12 protein-coding genes are annotated in these 18,949 nt (G+C 42.7%); 6 read left to right on the forward strand and 6 right to left on the reverse strand.

Features of this window, described 5'->3' with window-relative positions:
• Positions 1–8 precede the first annotated feature (8 nt).
• Complete coding sequence (locus AAEY97_RS02495; RefSeq protein ID WP_350996290.1) at positions 9–2,729, forward strand: DEAD/DEAH box helicase; 2,721 nt, start codon at positions 9–11, stop codon at positions 2,727–2,729.
• A 141-nt stretch (positions 2,730–2,870) separates the two neighbouring features.
• Here the strand turns inward: AAEY97_RS02495 and syd are convergent, their stop codons facing one another.
• On the reverse strand, positions 2,871–3,521 hold the full coding sequence (syd, locus tag AAEY97_RS02500; protein WP_101087767.1) for a SecY-interacting protein: 651 nt from the start codon (positions 3,519–3,521) through the stop codon (positions 2,871–2,873).
• A 54-nt stretch (positions 3,522–3,575) separates the two neighbouring features.
• Here syd and queF point away from each other — a divergent pair, with 54 nt between their 5' ends.
• The gene (gene queF, locus AAEY97_RS02505) at positions 3,576–4,433 is read left to right on the forward strand and encodes an NADPH-dependent 7-cyano-7-deazaguanine reductase QueF (RefSeq protein WP_350996293.1); all 858 of its coding nucleotides are present in this window, start codon (positions 3,576–3,578) and stop codon (positions 4,431–4,433) included.
• 74 nt (positions 4,434–4,507) lie between these two features.
• Here the strand turns inward: queF and AAEY97_RS02510 are convergent, their stop codons facing one another.
• Entirely contained in the window at positions 4,508–5,443 is a 936-nt protein-coding gene (locus AAEY97_RS02510) for a LysR family transcriptional regulator (RefSeq protein ID WP_182743716.1), read from the reverse strand.
• A gap of 140 nt (positions 5,444–5,583) precedes the next feature.
• Between AAEY97_RS02510 and AAEY97_RS02515 the strand changes: the two genes are divergently transcribed.
• Positions 5,584–7,575 (forward strand): alkyl/aryl-sulfatase, encoded by a 1,992-nt coding sequence (locus AAEY97_RS02515; protein WP_101087764.1) that lies wholly within the window; start codon positions 5,584–5,586, stop codon positions 7,573–7,575.
• 86 nt (positions 7,576–7,661) lie between these two features.
• Here AAEY97_RS02515 and AAEY97_RS02520 read toward each other — a convergent pair whose 3' ends face one another.
• A complete protein-coding gene (locus AAEY97_RS02520) occupies positions 7,662–8,633 on the reverse strand; it encodes a 4'-phosphopantetheinyl transferase family protein (protein WP_350996297.1) in 972 nt (323 codons plus the stop codon).
• 224 nt (positions 8,634–8,857) lie between these two features.
• On the opposite strand from AAEY97_RS02520, the gene AAEY97_RS02525 reads away from it, so the two are divergent.
• Both AAEY97_RS02525 and AAEY97_RS02530 read left to right on the forward strand, forming a co-directional pair.
• Complete coding sequence (locus AAEY97_RS02525; RefSeq protein ID WP_350996300.1) at positions 8,858–9,841, forward strand: FAD:protein FMN transferase; 984 nt, start codon at positions 8,858–8,860, stop codon at positions 9,839–9,841.
• A gap of 177 nt (positions 9,842–10,018) precedes the next feature.
• Positions 10,019–10,426, forward strand: coding sequence for a GFA family protein (locus AAEY97_RS02530; RefSeq protein ID WP_350996303.1), 408 nt, complete (start codon positions 10,019–10,021; stop codon positions 10,424–10,426).
• Positions 10,427–10,537: 111 nt separating this feature from the next.
• Here AAEY97_RS02530 and AAEY97_RS02535 read toward each other — a convergent pair whose 3' ends face one another.
• The 3 genes from AAEY97_RS02535 to AAEY97_RS02545 all read right to left on the reverse strand — a co-directional run bounded on the left by AAEY97_RS02535 (position 10,538) and on the right by AAEY97_RS02545 (position 15,968).
• Positions 10,538–12,115, reverse strand: a complete 1,578-nt coding sequence (locus tag AAEY97_RS02535; protein ID WP_350996306.1) for a hypothetical protein — start codon at positions 12,113–12,115, stop codon at positions 10,538–10,540.
• A 143-nt stretch (positions 12,116–12,258) separates the two neighbouring features.
• The gene (locus AAEY97_RS02540) at positions 12,259–14,697 is read right to left on the reverse strand and encodes a LamG domain-containing protein (protein ID WP_350996309.1); all 2,439 of its coding nucleotides are present in this window, start codon (positions 14,695–14,697) and stop codon (positions 12,259–12,261) included.
• 2 nt (positions 14,698–14,699) lie between these two features.
• The gene (locus AAEY97_RS02545; RefSeq protein ID WP_350996312.1) at positions 14,700–15,968 is read right to left on the reverse strand and encodes a hypothetical protein; all 1,269 of its coding nucleotides are present in this window, start codon (positions 15,966–15,968) and stop codon (positions 14,700–14,702) included.
• A gap of 304 nt (positions 15,969–16,272) precedes the next feature.
• Here AAEY97_RS02545 and AAEY97_RS02550 point away from each other — a divergent pair, with 304 nt between their 5' ends.
• Positions 16,273–18,930, forward strand: coding sequence for an HzsA-related protein (locus AAEY97_RS02550; RefSeq protein WP_350996315.1), 2,658 nt, complete (start codon positions 16,273–16,275; stop codon positions 18,928–18,930).
• Positions 18,931–18,949 lie beyond the last annotated feature (19 nt).

The following is an 18,949-nucleotide window of genomic DNA, read 5'->3' on the forward strand; positions in this document are numbered from 1 at the left end:
ATGGAATTGTGCCATTGAGTTATCAGCAGATTATTTCCTACTACAAAGATTGTTATAAGGAAGATAGCGCCTCCATCAATCTTTGGAATGTGAACAAGTTTAAACAAGAAGATCGTCTCATTCTTGAAGGGCAAGATGAGCTAGGGACAGGTTTTTTACCTCGTTTGCCTATCCCGCAAGAATTTGCTGAGCCAATGCTTAAGCGAGTGGCAATGTACCAAAGAGAAAGAATACTGCTGTACGCACGATTTCTATTTGTCGGTAAAGTCACTATAAAAGGTGAGCTCAAAACGGTTGTCTCACCGCTGCTGTTTAATGAAGCCACCATTGAACAACAAAACAATAATTTCTATTTTTCAGCCCAAACAGAAGACACTGAAATCAATGAAGCCCTGCTGCAACAATTGCTACCAGAAGATAATGAGCTTTCAGAAGATCTCATCAATGAAGATATACATTCACCATCTTTTTGGACCTCATATTTTAGCAGTAATCAAATTGACATAAACTCACTAGAGTTATTGCAATATCCCAGGCTTGCTGGGCACCAAGACATTAAAAAAGCATTAACCCAAGACACTCCCCGCTTATTACCTATTTCGATGCTACTTTTTGTCGAGAGGTCATCGAGCAGTCGCGGTGTACTTCACGAATTAGAAAGTATCATTAGCGCTAACGAGCAATCAGCTCCTATTTGTAAACTGTTTAACCAAACGTTTGAAAAACGTGCTGTAAGACTCAGAGCCCCAACACTTAAATATGACTTTTTACCGGGGTTATTATCTACGCCACAAAAGAAAGTTATTCATATCGCTGCCAATGCCGATTTAGGCTGCGTATCTGGTCCGCCAGGAACGGGAAAGAGCTACACCATATCTGCTGTTGCTGCCGAACATATGGCGCGCGGTGAGTCGGTGCTTATTGTGGCCAATAATGACGTAGCCCTTGATGTGATTGCAGCTAAATTGGCGAGTAATTTTAACTTAGGCGACGTGTCTATTCGCGCAGGACAAAAAGCATTTTTAAAACAATTAAAAGACTATACCGCGGACTTACTCGCAGGATACTTTAGCGATGACTTAAGCCAAAACCCGCAAGCATGTGAAGACGAACTGAATAAGCTGCAACGATTACTGATAAAACTTGAAAAACGTTTCCTGGCGTTCAGTCGCAGGTCTATTCGCCGTGGTTTGCACCTACATAAACTTCAAGCACAACAATCAACATGGCTAAAACGGGTTTATTTGTTTTTTACCCAAGGGTCAATAAACCAATGGCATCATCAATGGGATGCGTTAAACACCATTAATAAACACACTGTTACGCGGGAAACACTGGCAGCTGAATATCTTAATGCACTAAAAAAGAATAACTTAAACACATTAGTTAATCAGCACCGTAAATCGCTACAGGCTTTTAACCAAGCGATTCGCAGTAGAACGTCCAGTAAACAACTCGCGCTATTTGAAAAAATAGAATACGCCACATTATTTGCCGCATTTCCCATCTGGCTAGCAAGCTTAAACAGCCTACACAGGGTATTGCCACTTAATCGTGAAATGTTTGATTTAGTGATTATTGACGAGGCAACACAATGTAACATTAGCAGTTGCTTACCTGCGCTATACCGTGCAAAACGTGTATTGATTGTTGGCGACACAAAGCAATTAAAACATTATTCCTTTTTAGCCAGAAGCAAACAAACTCAATTGCTTGCCAAAAATAATGTGCCCGAAAACAGCCCAGGAGCCATCAGTTATCGAGATAACTCCATCTTAGATTTAGCGTTAAAAACATTAGCTAGCGGGCAAGAATTGGCCTTTTTAGATGAACACTTTAGAAGTAAGCCTGAGCTGATTCATTTTAGTAACCAGTCTTTTTATCAATCTAAATTAAAAATCATGCAACACCGACCCTGCACCAGTGCAGGCCATTTGCACCTTCATCGTGTCGCCGGTACTCGTGATACATCGGGCATTAACCAGCAAGAAGCCCTAAGTCTATTAGCAGAGATCCAACATCAAATAACACAAGATGTCCAAACAGGCATCACTCATAGTATTGGGATTATCTCGCCTTTTAGCGCACAGGCTGAATATATCGCCACATTGATTGAGCAGAAGATCCCTCAAACAGATGTCATTAAACACAGCATACGTGCAGCCACGCCGTTTGGGTTTCAAGGCGAAGAGCGGGATATCATGCTGATTTCGTTTGCGATTGATAACGACAGTAAACGTGCGGCTGCTTATTTAAATAAAGCGGATGTGTTTAACGTCACCATTACCAGGGCACGTCAAAAGCAGTTGATATATTTGTCTATGGACGACTCGTTATTACCAGAACACAACCTGTTACGCCAATATGTTACTTCTATAACAACCTTTAATGCCAAACACTGCGTGACCTCAGAGATAGACACATTTCAGCAAGAGCTTATTGAGGCGTTAACACAGTACAATATTGATACTTGGCCTGGGTATACCATTGCCGGTACCGAAATAGACCTATTGTGTCGTTATGCAGACAAATACCTTGCTGTTGATCTTATTGGTTTTCCTGGGCCTTGGGCTAACTTTTTTGAGCTAACAACCTACAAATTATTTAAACGGGCTGGCGTTGAAGTATTGCCCATAAGCTACGGATTGTGGATTGTTGATAAACAAGCGTGCATAGACAAAATAACTCAGACACTAAAGTGTGGAGAAAATAACCTAAGCGAAGCATAAAGGAAGATGAGTGTTTGAATGCTCGTGTTTGAATGCTCGTGTTTGAATGCTCGTGTTTGAATGCTCGTGTTTGCATGCTCGTGTTTGCATGCAATGAACGCATTAAAGCACCATAAAATGGCACTTCAATGCTTGATGCGGTTACTTTTTGCGTAACAAATAATCCCACATGGTTTTAATGCGTTGCCAAATACCTGGATGATCTACCGTATGAGGTAATTCCTCGACGGGTTTTGATGGCGGTTTGATCATCGGCGATATTTGCTCTAAAAACGCCGTTAATGATTCGGCTAATTTAGTGCGCTGTTTTTCACCTGGAATTTCAATCCACACGCTGCCATCATCATTGTTTACCGTTAGCATTTCGTCGTCATCACCTAGCACACCGATAAACCAAGTTGCTGGTTGTTTGAGCTTTTTCTTCATGATCAAATGACCAATTACATTTTGTTGCAAATTTTCGAAGTCATCTTGATTCCATGCTTGGAGTAATTCACCGTCGCCAAATGATGCAGTAAACGGTAATGGCGCGGAAAAATACTGGCCATAAAATGCATGAATATCTTGGTGTAATTGAATATTTAATGCATGCTCCACGTTACTAAAGTCAGCGACATTGTCACGTTTAATGGGCTGCCAGAACACAGTATCATCAGTGTCCGCATTAAAGGTGCCTTGAATACATATTGAGTCTTCGCCCAAAGGATAATAGCGCGGAAATTCAGATAGCGTATCTTGATAAGATTTAAGATAGTTTTTTATAAAGCAATCTAATGCAGATGAACAAGACACTTAAGCCACTCGTAGTTTATAATAAAACCATATTTTGACACGGAAACCGATTAGATGACACACAATCACGACCCTTATAGTGATGCAGCAGCATTAAAAGGCCTAACATTAGGCCAAGCAACTGCTTATCAAGCTGAGTATGACGCGTCACTGCTGCAAGGGGTTCCACGTAAACTTAACCGAGATGCTATTGAATTAAGTGGTCAACTCCCTTTTCACGGTACCGATATTTGGACCGGATATGAATTGTCTTGGCTTAATGCTAAAGGCAAGCCTGTTGTTGCCATTTTGGAAGTTCAGTTAGATATCAACAGTGTCAATTTGATTGAATCTAAATCTTTTAAACTGTACTTAAATAGTTTTAACCAAACTAAGTTTGACAGTGTCGAAGCCTTACAAGAAACGTTAAGCCTCGATTTAATCGCTTGTGCCCAAGGTGACCTGACCGTCAAAGTCATCGAACCAAAGCATTTTAATCTTGAACGTATTATTGATTTACCGGGTACTTGTATTGATGACTTGGATATTGAAGTCGACGAATACGCATTTAATCCCGATCATTTAATCGGTGGTACAGATCCTGACAAAAACGTGGCTGAAACACTGAATTCAAATTTATTGAAGTCTAATTGTTTAATCACCTCGCAACCTGACTGGGGCAGCGTGATGATCCGTTATCAAGGCCCTAAAATTGATCGTGAAAAACTGCTGCGCTATTTAATCTCATTCCGCCAGCATAACGAGTTTCACGAACAGTGCGTTGAGCGTATTTTTGTCGACTTAAAAAAATACTGCCAGTGCACTAAGTTAACCGTTTACGCACGTTATACGCGTCGTGGTGGCTTAGACATCAACCCGTACCGCAGCGACTTTGAAAACCCACCTGAATCAAATCGACTCGCGAGACAATAATCGCCATCACATATAGCGATATTAACAAAAAGCCAATCTCTCTAAGATTGGCTTTTTGATTAATGCTGTCTGCATTATGAAGAGCCATATGCATCATGCATCAGTTTTTCAATTATTTCCCTTAACCAAATACATGACTTATCTAATGCATGTTTTGTCGGCCAAATGCTGTATAAATTTATTGGCCGAGTCTTAAAAGGTAATTCAAGCAAGGTTAGTTTAAACAATTGCGCATAGCTTTGGGTAAAAGTATATGGCGCTATGCCTATGGCATTCGACTTACTGATTAACGACAACATACTCAAAATAGACGACTGCTCACTGTATAAAGTGCGCTGCGGTAATGGATCATTAGAAATGATATCTGCAACACGCATATTATCGCGATGTAGACGATACATAACGTGCTCGGCGGCAAAAAAATCATCGCTGCTGACATGGTTTTTTATCACTGGATGATGTTGACGTACCACACAAATAATCCGCTCTTGGGCGACCTTTTTAAAACTAAACATTTTTAGTTTTGGCGGCATAATATCCACTACCAAATCTACTTTTTGCATTTGTAAGTCTTGAAACTGTTCCGCCTCTAATACTGGTGAATTACGTAGCACCACCCTGACAGACAAATTAGCTAATGCTCTATCTAATTGCGGTTGTAATAAATCGATAACAGCTTCATTGGCATAAATGGTAAAAACTCTTCTAGAGGTACTGGGATCGAACGCTTTAACTCCCATCAAAGTTTGTTCAATGGTATCTAGCATTGGCTGAACAGTATTAAATATATGTAACCCTGTTGCTGTAGGTTCAATACCACGACCAACACGAATAAATAATTCACAACCCAGTGTGTTTTTAAGACGGCTAATCGCATTGCTCACAGACGACTGCGTCAACCCTAACTGTTCTGCTGCGCGGGTGATTGATGATTGCTGGCATACAGTACAAAAAACTCGCAGTAAATTTAAATCCAATGCTGGCAATTTATTGGCAAACGCATCGCTCATACTCATTCCTTTTTAGGCCAAATACATTCATATAAAAAATGTTTTATCACCATTTCACTATAGTTATTTTTTGGTATTTAACCACTAAGATAGTTTCATCAACGTTAAAACATTTATCTTTAACTATATGAGGACTTACCATGAAAAAATCTATCATCGCACTATCAATGATTTCGACCCTGTCACTCAATGCTTTAGCCGCTCAGCATGAACATGACCACTTAAGTGTCGATTACCAGGGAAAAGAAGCGACTCCAGCAACGGCAGCCCACAATACCGAGGTAGCCAAAACGCTTAACTTTAATGACAAAAATGCGTTCACCCGTTTCAACCAAAATAGAATTGCCGAGTTTGATCAAGCCACCGCAGATATTCTGCGTGCAGAATTTAGCTTTATCAGTGATAAATATCCTGACTCAGTTAACCCGTCGCTATACCGCCAAGCACAGCTTAATATGGTCTCGAACGGATTATATAAAGTCACCGATGGCATATATCAAATTCGTGGTACTGACTTGTCAAATATGACCTTAATTCGCGGTAAAACCGGTTGGATTGTTTATGATGTGTTATTAACCAAAGAAGCGGCGCAGCAATCTATCAAATTTGCTTTTGAACACCTTCCTGAAGGGAATACATTACCGATTGTTGCAATGATTTATTCACATAGCCATGCTGACCACTTTGGCGGAGCCCGGGGGATTCAAGAGCTATATCCTGATGTAAAAGTGTACGGGTCAAACAATATTACAACCGAAGTGGTTGCCGAAAACGTACTCGCAGGCAACGCTATGAGCCGTCGAGCCAGCTACCAATATGGAGCAACTTTGGGCAAACATGATCATGGTATTGTTGACGCTGCGCTTGCTAAAGGTTTATCCAAAGGTGAAATTACCTACGTAAAACCCGACTACGAACTTAATCAAAAAGATAAATGGGAAACCTTAACTGTCGATGGACTTGAAATGGTGTTTATGGATGCCTCAGGAACAGAAGCAGCCAGCGAAATGGTCACTTATATTCCTTCAATGAAAGCCTTATGGAGCGGGGAATTAACCTACGATGGTATGCACAATATCTATACTTTACGCGGCGCAAAAGTACGCGATGCATTAAAATGGTCAAAAGACATTAACCAGATGATCAATTCATTTGGTCAAGATGTTGAAGTGCTATTCGCATCGCATTCAGCACCAGTATGGGGTAACAATGAAGTAAATCAATACCTTAAAATGCAACGCGACAATTATGGTTTAGTTCATAACCAATCACTGCGATTAGCTAATCAAGGCGTAGTATTACAAGATATTGGTGACGCCATCATGGACACCATTCCACAGCAGGTAAAAGATCAATGGTACACCAATGGTTATCATGGCACTTACAGTCATAATGCTAAAGCTGTTTATAACATGTATTTAGGCTACTTTGACATGAACCCCGCTAACTTAAACCCATTGCCAACGCAACAAGAAGCGACAAAATTTGTCGAGTACATGGGCGGCGCCAACAACGTTGTCGCAAAGGCCAAAGCAGACTTTAGCCAAGGTGAATACCGTTTTGTAGCTACAGCGCTTAACAAAGTGGTTATGGCAGATCCAAGTAACCAAAGTGCTCGAGATCTACTAGCCGACACCTACGAGCAACTAGGTTATCAAGCTGAAGGGGCTGGTTGGAGAAACATCTATTTAACCGGTACTCAAGAGTTAAGAATAGGAATTCAGCCAGGCACACCTAAATCAGCCTCTGCAGATGTATTGAGCGAAATGGATATGCCGACTTTATTTGACTTTTTAGCCGTAAAAATAGATAGCATTGCCGCAGATAAACTGGGCGATATTAGTTTAAATGTGGTGACTAAAGCCGATAAGACGGAAGTTGAAAGCACCATATTTGTAGAGCTTAGTCATGGTAATTTGAACAATATTGTTGTTAATAAACTTCAAAAAGCTGATGCAACGTTAACCATTGCCAAAGCGGATGTTGTCAGTATTTTATTAGGTCAAACCACGTTAACGCAATTAATTGAACAAGGTGATGCCAGTATGACTGGCGACAAACAAGCCTTTGGGAAAATTGCCTCGACCTTAGTACAATTCAATGACAAATTTGAAATTGTACCGTTAAAATAATTACCAGATCGTACCATCTTCTTGGTCTTGATCTTGGCTTTAGTCTTAGCCGAAGCATTGCTTCGGCTAAGTCATCAACGGTTCCATCAACCCAACAAATAATCAAAGCTTAATTGGGCACACGATAAGGTGTTGTAAATGGAGTAAGGCTCAATTACCACGTTAGAAACAGCTGAGTTAGCCAACCCCAAAGTCACCGAAAAACGGTATTCATTATCGAGTCTTCCCATCACCGTTTGCCAACTAAAATCGGTTGCGACAGGCTGTTTGCTATCGGTAAAATTCAGTTTTACCGGTTTAAGTAACTCAATTGACTGACTGTGATTATCAGCCCGTTGCAACGGGATATTGCACTGCTCTGCCAGGCTAAAATCAACACTAAATGACTTAAGTGATAACGCTAATCCCAGTCCGCGTGCTTTTATGTAGGATTCTTTTACAGCCCATAAATCAAAAAATCGTTGTCGTTGTAATGCCTCGGGCAATTGCAATAAGGTGTTGGTTTCTGTTTGAGTAAAATAGTGATTCAAAATGGGCACTATGTCGGTACTGCTACGCTGTCGTTCAATATCGACACCAAAGCAAATATCTTGCTCAGGATTGTATACCCACTCGTTACTCGCTCCATCAATCGTTGGCTCAGTTTTTTCTTCAGCATTGGGTGCAATCAATACTCCAATCATTAGCCATTGACCACTGTGGCTTAAATTGAAATGCAGCCCAGTTTGCGCCAACAAATCTTGTGTCAGTGCAGGCTTACCTTTAGCGCCGTAACTAAAACGCCATTGTTGAGGCGTTAATGCACTGTGCAGCGATAATACAGCCCGAAGCGCAATACGAACTTGCAACGCATTATGACGCGCCGACACGCTTTTATAACGACCAACCTTGGCCAGTTCATCATCACTTAACCAACCTAAGGCTAAACCCACTTCATAATCAGCAGGTGATAACGCCCCATTAAGTGGCACAAAATAAACATAAGGCTGAGAAAGCCCAGTTGATCGAGTGGCTGGTCGAGTGGCTGAATGATTAGTGAGTTGAGTTATTGAAGACATGACCGACATAAAAAACACATAACACTCTGTTAAACGATAATACGGCTAAACTACCTCAATAAACCCGATGCCGCGAGAATTTTGTCAAATATCACTCATATAGCGAGTAGTGCAAATAAGCATTTTCTGCATCAAAAAAGTTATTTTCGCTTTTACTGTTGATGATTGGCACTAATTCATCAACAATCACCGCTATCACCACAACATAGAAAGCTTATACATTCATGCGCACAGTCAGCCTAGTCATCATATTATTGTTATCGGTACTCAGTTCAAATGCTGCGTTTGCTCAATGGCACCAAAAGAGTTTTGATGTCATGGGAACGCTGGCACATGTTGAGTTTTGGCTACCTGACAATGCCGAAGCATCAACGGCAGATGGCTTAATTGCCGCGGTAGAGCAAGAAATGCAGCGCATTGATCAAACCATGAGTCCTTATATCGCCACCAGCGAACTCAGTATCATTAATCGTGATGCCGCCACAAAAGCTGTGACCATAAACGCTGAGCTGTTTGATTTACTCACCGACGCGCAAGACATTGCCAAATTAACCAATGGCATGTTTGATATCACCTACGCCTCAGTAGGTTACCAATACGATTATCGTAAGCATCAAAAGCCCGACCAAGCAGCCATTAACACCGCATTAAAAGCAATAAACTACCAAGCAGTAATACTCGATAAGTCCACCTCTTCAGTTCGTTTTGCTAATGCTGATGTCAAAATTGATTTAGGCGGCATAGCCAAAGGGCATGCGGTTAAAAATTGTATTTCGATATTAAAAGACGCAGGCATAGAACATGCTCTTATCAGCGCTGGCGGCGACACCACATTACTCGGCGATCGCATCGGACGCCCTTGGTTTGTTGGTATAAAACACCCTAGGGCAGACGACAAAACCGCGGTGCAATTACCATTAAGTGACGAGTCGATTTCAACCTCTGGCGATTACGAGCGTTACTTTATCGAAGACGGCGTGCGCTATCATCACATTATTAATCCCAAAACCGGCGACTCAGCACGCAATGTTGTCAGCGTGTCAATTATCGGTAAAAATCCAACTTATGTGGATGCCCTATCCACCGCCATCTTTGTCATGGGGTTACAAAAAGGCATGTCGTTAATCAATGAGTTACCAGAGTACGAAGCGATCATAATAGACAATCAACAAACGTTACATGTATCGACGGGATTACAGCAAGACTAAATTTATTGGTTCTTGGTTATTGGTTATTGGTTATTGGTTCTTGGTTATTGGTTATTGGTTATTGGATTATTAGCTGCGAGACTTAGAGAGCTTAAAAAGTCTTTACGCTTCAGCATTTATAAAATATATACTGTTATGAATCATGAATTTTTTGATACAAAAATAGGATGTTAACGGATGAAAGATAAACTAATAGGCAGCTGTTTTTGTGGTGAAGTTACATTCGAAGTTGTTGATAGTTTTAAAGCCTTTTATCAATGCCATTGCCATCAATGTCAAAAACTAACAGGGACTACTTTTGCGTCAAACTTAATTACCGATACTGTAAATATAAAATGGATTACAGGGCTCGATTTTATTTCGACTTACGAACATCCTCAAAGATCATTCTCTAAAGCATTTTGCAAATCTTGCGGCGCAGCAGTGCCATTTATTAATAAAAGCAAAACGTCATTGATTGTGCCCGCAGGCTCATTAGATACAAGCATAACGATGGCGCTTGAAGCCAATATTTTTGTATCTGAAAAAGCATGTTGGTCAACTGCAGAGTCTGCTATAAAACATTACTCGCACTACCCTGAGTAATCATTTATTAGTCTAGGCAGTTGTTTGCAAATAGATTCCCCCCTTTAAAGCAATTAGGTTTTCTCGTAAGCAACAAGAAAACCTAATTATCAACGCTAGCAACAACAAGATCTACACTATTGGTTGAAACGCAGTTAACGAATCAAGCATGGTTGCATTGCCTAATCCTTGTCCTGGGGCAACTGAGGTAAATTGGCTTTGTTCGCCATGTAGAGCCATATAATTTAGCAATACGGTTTCTACCAACAAGTTAACGTTATTGGCCGACGGGGCTGACGCGGTATCAACGGATGCATCGCTGCGCATAAAACCAATTTGTTGTTTTCTGGCCATTTGGTCGGCGCTGCCACCCATTAATTGTGGTTTGCCAGACGGATTGTAAACCAAAAAGAAAGACGCACCTGTTGATGAATTATCGCCAGTCCATTCGCCTTTACCGCGCCCTTCCATTGAGTCATCGATGCGGCCATTGCTAGCAACTGAGCCATCGCTAAACACGTATAACATTAACGGCATATTGCGACGTGAAGCATATTCTAAACACGCGCCCATGCAGCGACCAGCTCGTAAATCTCTTAACTCACCTGTGGCGCGCTCGCCAGTGTGATAGTCAAACCCCCCCATGGTGACCGTGCCCGCACCAGAAAAGCCATTAACCACTAACTTCATGATTGACGCGGTTTTTTGGAACTCAGACTCTGAATCAAATTCATTAATCCCAAAAATGCCACCAGGACCGACAATATCAGGGTCTAACAATGGGTTTAATGTTGATGGATCGCCAAAACGGTCGGCAAGATCGGCACTTTTAACATAACCACAATTAACCAAATCTTTAATCACATCACCGCGGGTAACTTGCGTGTTCACTGCCGCCATTTTTTGCGCGCTAATACGTTGAATACTTTCCATTACGGCCACAGCATCACGTTGCGACAATAAACTGAATAAATCACCTACATCCACTAAACCCGTTACGTCTAAAGGGCGATCAATTTTAGTGGGCCGTTTGCTTAAATCGATAAAGTTGGTGGGCGCCATTGAATTGCCGCCGGAATCTGAGTTACGTGAGCCCACTAACGGCATTAACGAACCGTTCGCCCCTGCTGCCGCAATGGCATACATAGGATTGTGTGGATTATTACCCGTGTCATTATCTGAGCGATTTGGGATCACAGCACCGTTGATGCGTGATGCGGTATCTGACGATACTTTCTCTAAAATCCCGCGTAAAAAAGCCGAGTCAGAGTGAAACGCCAGCCCTAAATCAGTATTAATAAAATCAGACATTCCCGCATTGGGGTTCGCAATTGACGGAGCCATATCACCAGGTAAACCCAGCTTGTTATAACCGGCCGTGGATAAGAAATCTTGCTGGCCACCTGCGCCGCCAACCAACACATTAGAACCCGCTATATTGGCACCACCGGCTAAATCGAAACTAATAAACGGAATTTTGCCCGCCCCTTGTACGCTTATGCCGCAAGAGTCTCTTAGTGCTTCAAGATCGGGTGATAGCGCCGCATGAGCATTGTTAGGGTTAGCAAACAGGCTAAATAACGATAAACCGGCAACTGCAGCGCCGCCTTTGTACAAGCCTGTCGAAATAAAATCTCGTCGAGTCATCGGCTTACTATGGTCAGCAAACAACAATGGACTGTCTGGATGAAGGTGCTTAGGTCTAGTCATTGTTGAATCCCTTTTGTGCCCGTATTACGGCTATATCAGTTGCATGGGTTAATCGTGAAAACGTCAATCCAGCAACCGTTTGCCTTGACTGCTGTACGGTTGATGCTATCAATCGCTGTAAATATCGTTTCATACTGTCGCCCCTATTGCACTAGCATCACGGCACTGGCCAATACGGCAGCACAACTAGACTTAGCGATAGTACGGGTGCGCTCTGCAGTACAGGTGCCACTACAAACCGACAGACCGCTCACTAAGCTATCAAGTTCATTGTAAACCGAACTTTGACTTGGCTGACTGGCTAACGATAACGGCATAAGTTGGTTAATTAACGGATTCAATAAATTGGCGCGCTCAGTGGTATTTAACGCCACACTAGGTACGGCAGTAAAGTCCACATCTGGGAACCAATTACTGCGAATCGTGTTGTCTTCAATCGCAGTATCACAATAGGCAATGGCAAGCTGGGTGATGCCCATTTGCTGCGCAGAGATAAAGGTTTCGATATTTTCAAGACTCGGTAATTGACGTTTAACTAACTGATAGGTGTTAAATACTTTAGTCGATTGTTGGTCAACGCCCGTGAGCATACTCATACTGTGATTGATTTCAGCAAAGTTACGCACACCGACTTGAGCCGATTGAGTGGTTGCTGGCACCTCGGCAGGGGTAACAAATACCCCAGGTAACACTACATTGGTGTGTTCGCCTAATTGTTCAAAAGTTAAGAAAAACTCATCCAGATTAGCGCCTTTTTCAAGGGCGATAATAGTACCCAATGCTGAGATAGAAAACGGCTCTGCAATCGCTTGCCCTGCCGATACTGATAAATCGAGATTCGCGTATGACTGGCCTTGAGCACTTTCTTTACCGTTAATACCGATACGTAAGCCTTTTAACGCAAAGCTGTCTGCTACTGGCGTACCGTCAATGTTGACAATAGCAGCATTACTAAACAAATAGCTGTAGTTATCAAACTGACTGACTTCAAACATGACGTAGGTATTGGGAAGATCAATTAAATGACTAATCGAGAAAAGTAAAAAGAACTTTTCACCCACTCCAACATTATAATTTTGCTGTACTTGCTCAGGTGCGAGTACCCGATTATAAATGGCTAATAAGCGAATATCGCCTTGCCATGCATGCTGGTTTGACGCTTCTCTACCCAAAATAAGCGCGAAGCTGTCGTCCCAATTGGCAAGTGGCGCAATGTCTTCATCGACCACATCAATCAATTGACCATTAACGTAAATACTGCGGCCAGTGGTGGCATTGTAAGTCATCACTACATGCTGCAATGTGGCTTGTAATACCTCATCCGCGTCTGGTGTACTTAATGCTGGCTCGCCATTGGTACTAGATGCTTGAGTGCGCAGCATAAAGTCATAGTTATATTGAGTTTGGCCTAAGGTAAAATTACGTGCGCTGTCTCCCGCAGAATAGGTCACTATTCTGGCTGGACCTTCTTGAGTGACATTATTAGGTGTCACCCAAGCCTCAACAGAAAACTCACCTGTTGCGGTAATTAAATCATGCAGTTTTTTGCTGTTAGCGGTACTCGCCTGCGCTTTACCGTTAGTAAACGACAAGCCCCAACTGCCCAACCAATCTACATCACCGGTTAAGGTCAAATTAGCGGCTGGAGATATGCCTGAGGTGTCATAAGCAATGCTGCCCTCACCTGTTTTAAATTGATATAAAGCAATTACGTCAGTTTCAAAACGGCCACCACTTGAGGCGGTAATGCCATCGGTTAAACGTAATGACTTTGACACCACCATGTCTGGTGAAATCTCATCAAGTTCAATGCCATCACTGAGCGCCATAATCGCATCGCGCATTTCAATGCTATCGTCTACACAATTGCTCCAGCAGTTATGAAACTCCGAACCTAAACGCACCACAAGCCTTGATTGCGCTGGGTCGTCTAAGTTAATCACTCCTTTGGCGGCTTCATAAGCTTGGCTCACATCGGTGCTGGCAAAAAATGGCGACTGGGGAGATTGTGCTGCTTCATTATGGCAAGACACACAATATTGATTCACGATGGGATAAACGTGCTGACTGAATAAACTGCTGTCATCAGGGAAGTTTTTACTTGAGCCTGGATCACGAATAACCGGTGCAGTCAGCTCAATAGTATTGACCGTACTAACACGCTCATCGGCCCATAACTTGATCCATTGGGTCATGGTTTCACCACAAGCTGAATCACTGGCGAGCCAACAATTGTGTCCACCAGCGACTTTACTGACCAAACGTGAAGCTTTAGGGTCGATTAAGTCAACCAATGGATTCGTGGCAGCATAAGCATCGTTAACGTTATTTCGACTGGCAAAATAAGGCGCTTGATTACCTTCTGTATGGCACGCACCGCATTTGTCTTGGGTAGAGATGTTATCCCACAACGATGCTTTGTATTTTTGGATATCAGCCGTTGCTGCTGCAGGGCCGGTATACACGTCAGATTGTGGCGTTTGTTGCGCAGGCGGATTCTTTTCAACATCCCCGCCACCACAAGCAGAAAGCCCGATGATTAATGAGGCAATAACAAGGCCTTTAGCCATTAAATATTTCACGGTTATTCTCCCATACAGTAGTTGCCAACTTCAGCAAAAACGCGCTTAAGTTGGTAAGAGTTCTGTTTAAAAGAAGCCGTAGTAGCACTAATTTGTGCAATATCAGCTTGGCTTTCTGCGTCTCGTAAACACACAGTTTTAAACACCTTTTTAACTTGGCATTGGGCGAAGGCATTACTGTTTGCCAGCTCTTGGCCTAAGGATTTAGCCCCACTACCTTGACCAGACAAACTGTTATCCCAACCCAATTTTTGATTAGGGCCTTCGCGCCAGTAATTGTTCCATCTATCGTTTGGTGTGGCATAGCCAAAAGGAAAACTGGTTGAATTGATATGATACTTACCTTGCACTCGTGTGCCGGTGGCGGGGTCGGTTTGACCGCTGGTGTTGTAAGCTATTGCTCCAGCTTCACCCGTTGGGTCTTGGTCACGGTTAAACTCATATTCATAAAAAGCAAACGCTTGCGCCAGTGGATCCATACCACTGTGACAACTTGAGCAGTTATTGATAAATAAACGGCTGTCTCCACCAGGGCTGCGGCTCACATCTTGTCGAATACGATCGGTTGGGCGGGTGTTGTCTTTTAATGGCTCTAAATCGGTACACAAATGATTCATTAAGGTAAAACGAAACATCGCGCGGTTAGTGCCTAAATAGAAAAACTCTTTCGCAGCGGCGCGGCTAGTTAATACCCCTGCCGTTGCATCAGCAGGTAATCCATTCACACTCGATTGAGTGGTGCGCTCTAAACCATCTTTTAAATCAATAAATTGGTCTTCTAATGCCTGATAATGGTCATTATTGTTGCGATTGTAGCCGGGTAAATTTAAACTATTCTTACCCACATATACCATGTCGGCTTGCAGAATATCTCTAAAATCAACATCGTCTCTAACCGCACCAATCACAGTGGCTGAATAGTCATTTAACGGCGCAAAAATGTCTTGATCAATATTGGTCCACGGTGTGGCGAATAATTTCAACGTCGTAGAATAAAATGCCGGTGTTTCCATTGCGAGGTATGCCGCTTCGATGGGTTTGCCGTCATCAAGTAATGCTGCCATATTTTGCAATGTGGTTTCGGAAGCTGGAACCCCAGCTATGCGGTCATGCAATTGTTTTGCTTGCTCTAAGCTGGCAGCAACCACATTGGCCGACAAAAGGCTCAATACACCAAGTGCTAATACACTCATAAACGGCTTAAAATGCATCGTTTTTCCATAATAAGATAATAAGCTGAAGCTTTTTACCGTACGAAGTCGTTGCTTCATACTGTCTCCTTGTTAGCACTTGACTGCCTGGTATTGAACTGAAATTGATATTTGGACATGATAAAAATCGAATGGTGCTGATTAAATCATTCAACGGCTCACATTAAAAGTTTTTATTTTGTTAATTTTTTTGACACTTGCAGCCAATAACTTGGCGCCAAAAAAGCGTCTTGCCGTGTCAAAATAAAGTATTCAAATATTTAATAAAAAATGTTGAAACACTGGGCCTAGAAAGCAATAATGTCAGCCGCAATAGGGTTTTGCTATGATACTCACAAAAATAATAAATCGTTAAGGAAAACAAATGAGGCCGACTTTGGGCTATAACATTATGATGTTTACGGTAATTACATTGTTATTGGGATGTAACACCGAAACAGCAATTAAAGATCAACAGCCTGATCCCGTTCTTGTTGAATATCCTGTGGCTTATATTGAGCGTAATTTAACTGCGGTCGATCAAAATCCTGCACAATTTGAAGATCTTAATCCAGGCCATTTTAATCCTGGCGCGCAACTGCTAATTAAAAGAAATGCATTTGCAGACTCTCCAGCAACCAATTTAACGACAACATTGTTTGGCACTGATCAGCTTATTGATATTCGCGATTTGTCGGTGTCAGATGATGGTCAACAACTGCTTATGGCCATTCGCGCACCTGAAATCGACGGTGTTGACGACGATGAACAACCTAAATGGAACATCTGGCGTTATACGGTAGCAAGCCAAATCTTAGAACGAATCATCAGCAGTGACATAACGGCAGAGCAAGGCGATGATTTAATGCCGGCGTTTTTGCCCGATGGCAGAATTATATTTGCCTCAAGCAGGCAGCGTTTATCTCGGGCAATTTTGCTTGATGAAGGTAAACCACAATACACAGCATTAGATGAAAGCCGTGCTAATGAAACCTTTAACATCCATGTAATGGACCCAGACGGCAGCGCCATTAAGCAGTTAACCTTTAACTTAAGCCATGACTTTTACCCATTGGTTCTGCAAAGCGGAAAGATTTTATACAGCCGCTGGGATCGAATGGGCGGCGACCACGGAATTAACCTGTACCGTATGAATCCAGACGGAACAGAAAACGAATTAGTATTTGGCTGGCATTCGCATCAATTGACCCTTGACGGCCAAACCGAAGCGATTGATTTTATCAAGCCACAACAATTAGCTAGCGGCGAAATATTGATGTTGCTTTCATCACAGGACGACACCAGGATTCAAAAACGTCCGGTGCTGATTAATATTGACGACTACATTGATGCCCAGCAAGCCACTGCCAATTCTGGCGCGCAAGGCGAAGCGATTACAGACGCCACGTTATCAGAATTTAACTTCTCATTTTCTGCCGCATTATCAGAAACAGGTAGAATCAATCATTTATACCCACTACCCGATAACAGCCAGCGCTTTTTAATGAGTTGGGATTTGTGTCGTGTTGTTGTAAATGACATCGTCCGCGCCTGCGGTCAACTCACCGCGGAGCAACTCGCTGACGATAATCTGATTCAAGCCGATCCCTTATACGAGCTATGGCTACTCAACAATGCCAACAACACCCAACAATTGGTGGCCACAACAGCTCAAGGGACGGTGCTAACCGAATCGGTGGTGATGCAACCTAGCGCACAACCAAAAACCTTTATCGCGGACAAGGTCGTCGGCAACGAACTTGATTCACAGCTAAGTCAAGAATTGGCTGGTTCTATCCACATTCGCAGCGTATATGACTTTGATGGTATCGACACCACTGCCAACGTAGGTGGTATTAGCCGTTTAAGTGACCCATCGCAAACACCCGCAGCCAACTTACCGGCTCGCTTTTTACGGATTGTGCGTGGTGTTCCCATGCCACCCGACGATGTTAGAGACATTGCCAATACCGATTTTGGCCGCAGTAATAACCAACTCATGCGCGAAATTGTCGGTTATAGCCCAATTCAACCCGATGGTTCAGTCAAAATAAAAGTGCCTGCTAATGTCCCATTGGCCATCAGTGTGTTAGATATCAATGGTCAGCGTATTGGCGGACGCCACAATCAATGGATCACGTTAACGCCGGGTGAAACCCTAGAATGCACCGGCTGTCATACTGCTAACAGTCAACTGCCTCATGGCCGACTCGACGCCCAAGCCCCTAGCATTAATACCGGAGCCGCGGGTGGTTCTGCCTACCCTAATGCCACAAGCAATATCATTCCTGCGCAAGGACAAACCATGGCCGAAGCCAATGAAATGGTCAATGGCCTTGCCGAGCTTAGCGACAGTATTAAATATCAAGATATTTGGACTAACCCAGTATTGTCTGCCGTTAATCCAAATGTTGAATACAGTTACAGTAATTTGGCCACACCGGCGCCTAATGGCAGCGAATGCTTTGACAATTGGACGCCCTATTGCCGCATTCAAATCAATTATGTTGAACATATTCAACCGCTGTGGGACTTAGCTCGACCCGTTATAGACGCAACAACTCAAATAATCGTTGCCGATAACACTTGTACCAATTGCCATAATATCGTCGATGCCGATGGCGCGGCGCAAGTGCCTGCGGGACAGTTGTCGTTAATCAATTCACCTTCGAGCGATCAAGCTGCACACTTAACCTCATACCGTGAACTGTTTTTTAACGATGTTGAGCAAGAAGAAGTCGATGGTATTTTAATCGACAAATTAGTTGAAGTGCTTGATGCCGATGGCAACGTAGTTTATCAAGTAGACAGTAATGGTGAGCTTATTCTTGACGCTGACGGTAACCCTATCCCGGTGTTAACCACAGTCAATGTGCCGGCAATTTTATCGACTAATGGCGCGCGTTCAAGTAACACATTTTTTGAGGTGATGAATAACACCACCCATCAAAATATGCTGTCGGCCGATGAGCTCAAATTACTTAACGAATGGTTAGACATTGGCGCGCAATATTACAACACGCCATTTTACTCACAGGACTAACAAAGCATGCCACAAGCAA

The sequence above is a fragment of the Shewanella sp. TB7-MNA-CIBAN-0143 genome (assembly GCF_040310065.1).
Taxonomy (GTDB): Bacteria; Pseudomonadota; Gammaproteobacteria; order Enterobacterales; family Shewanellaceae; genus Shewanella.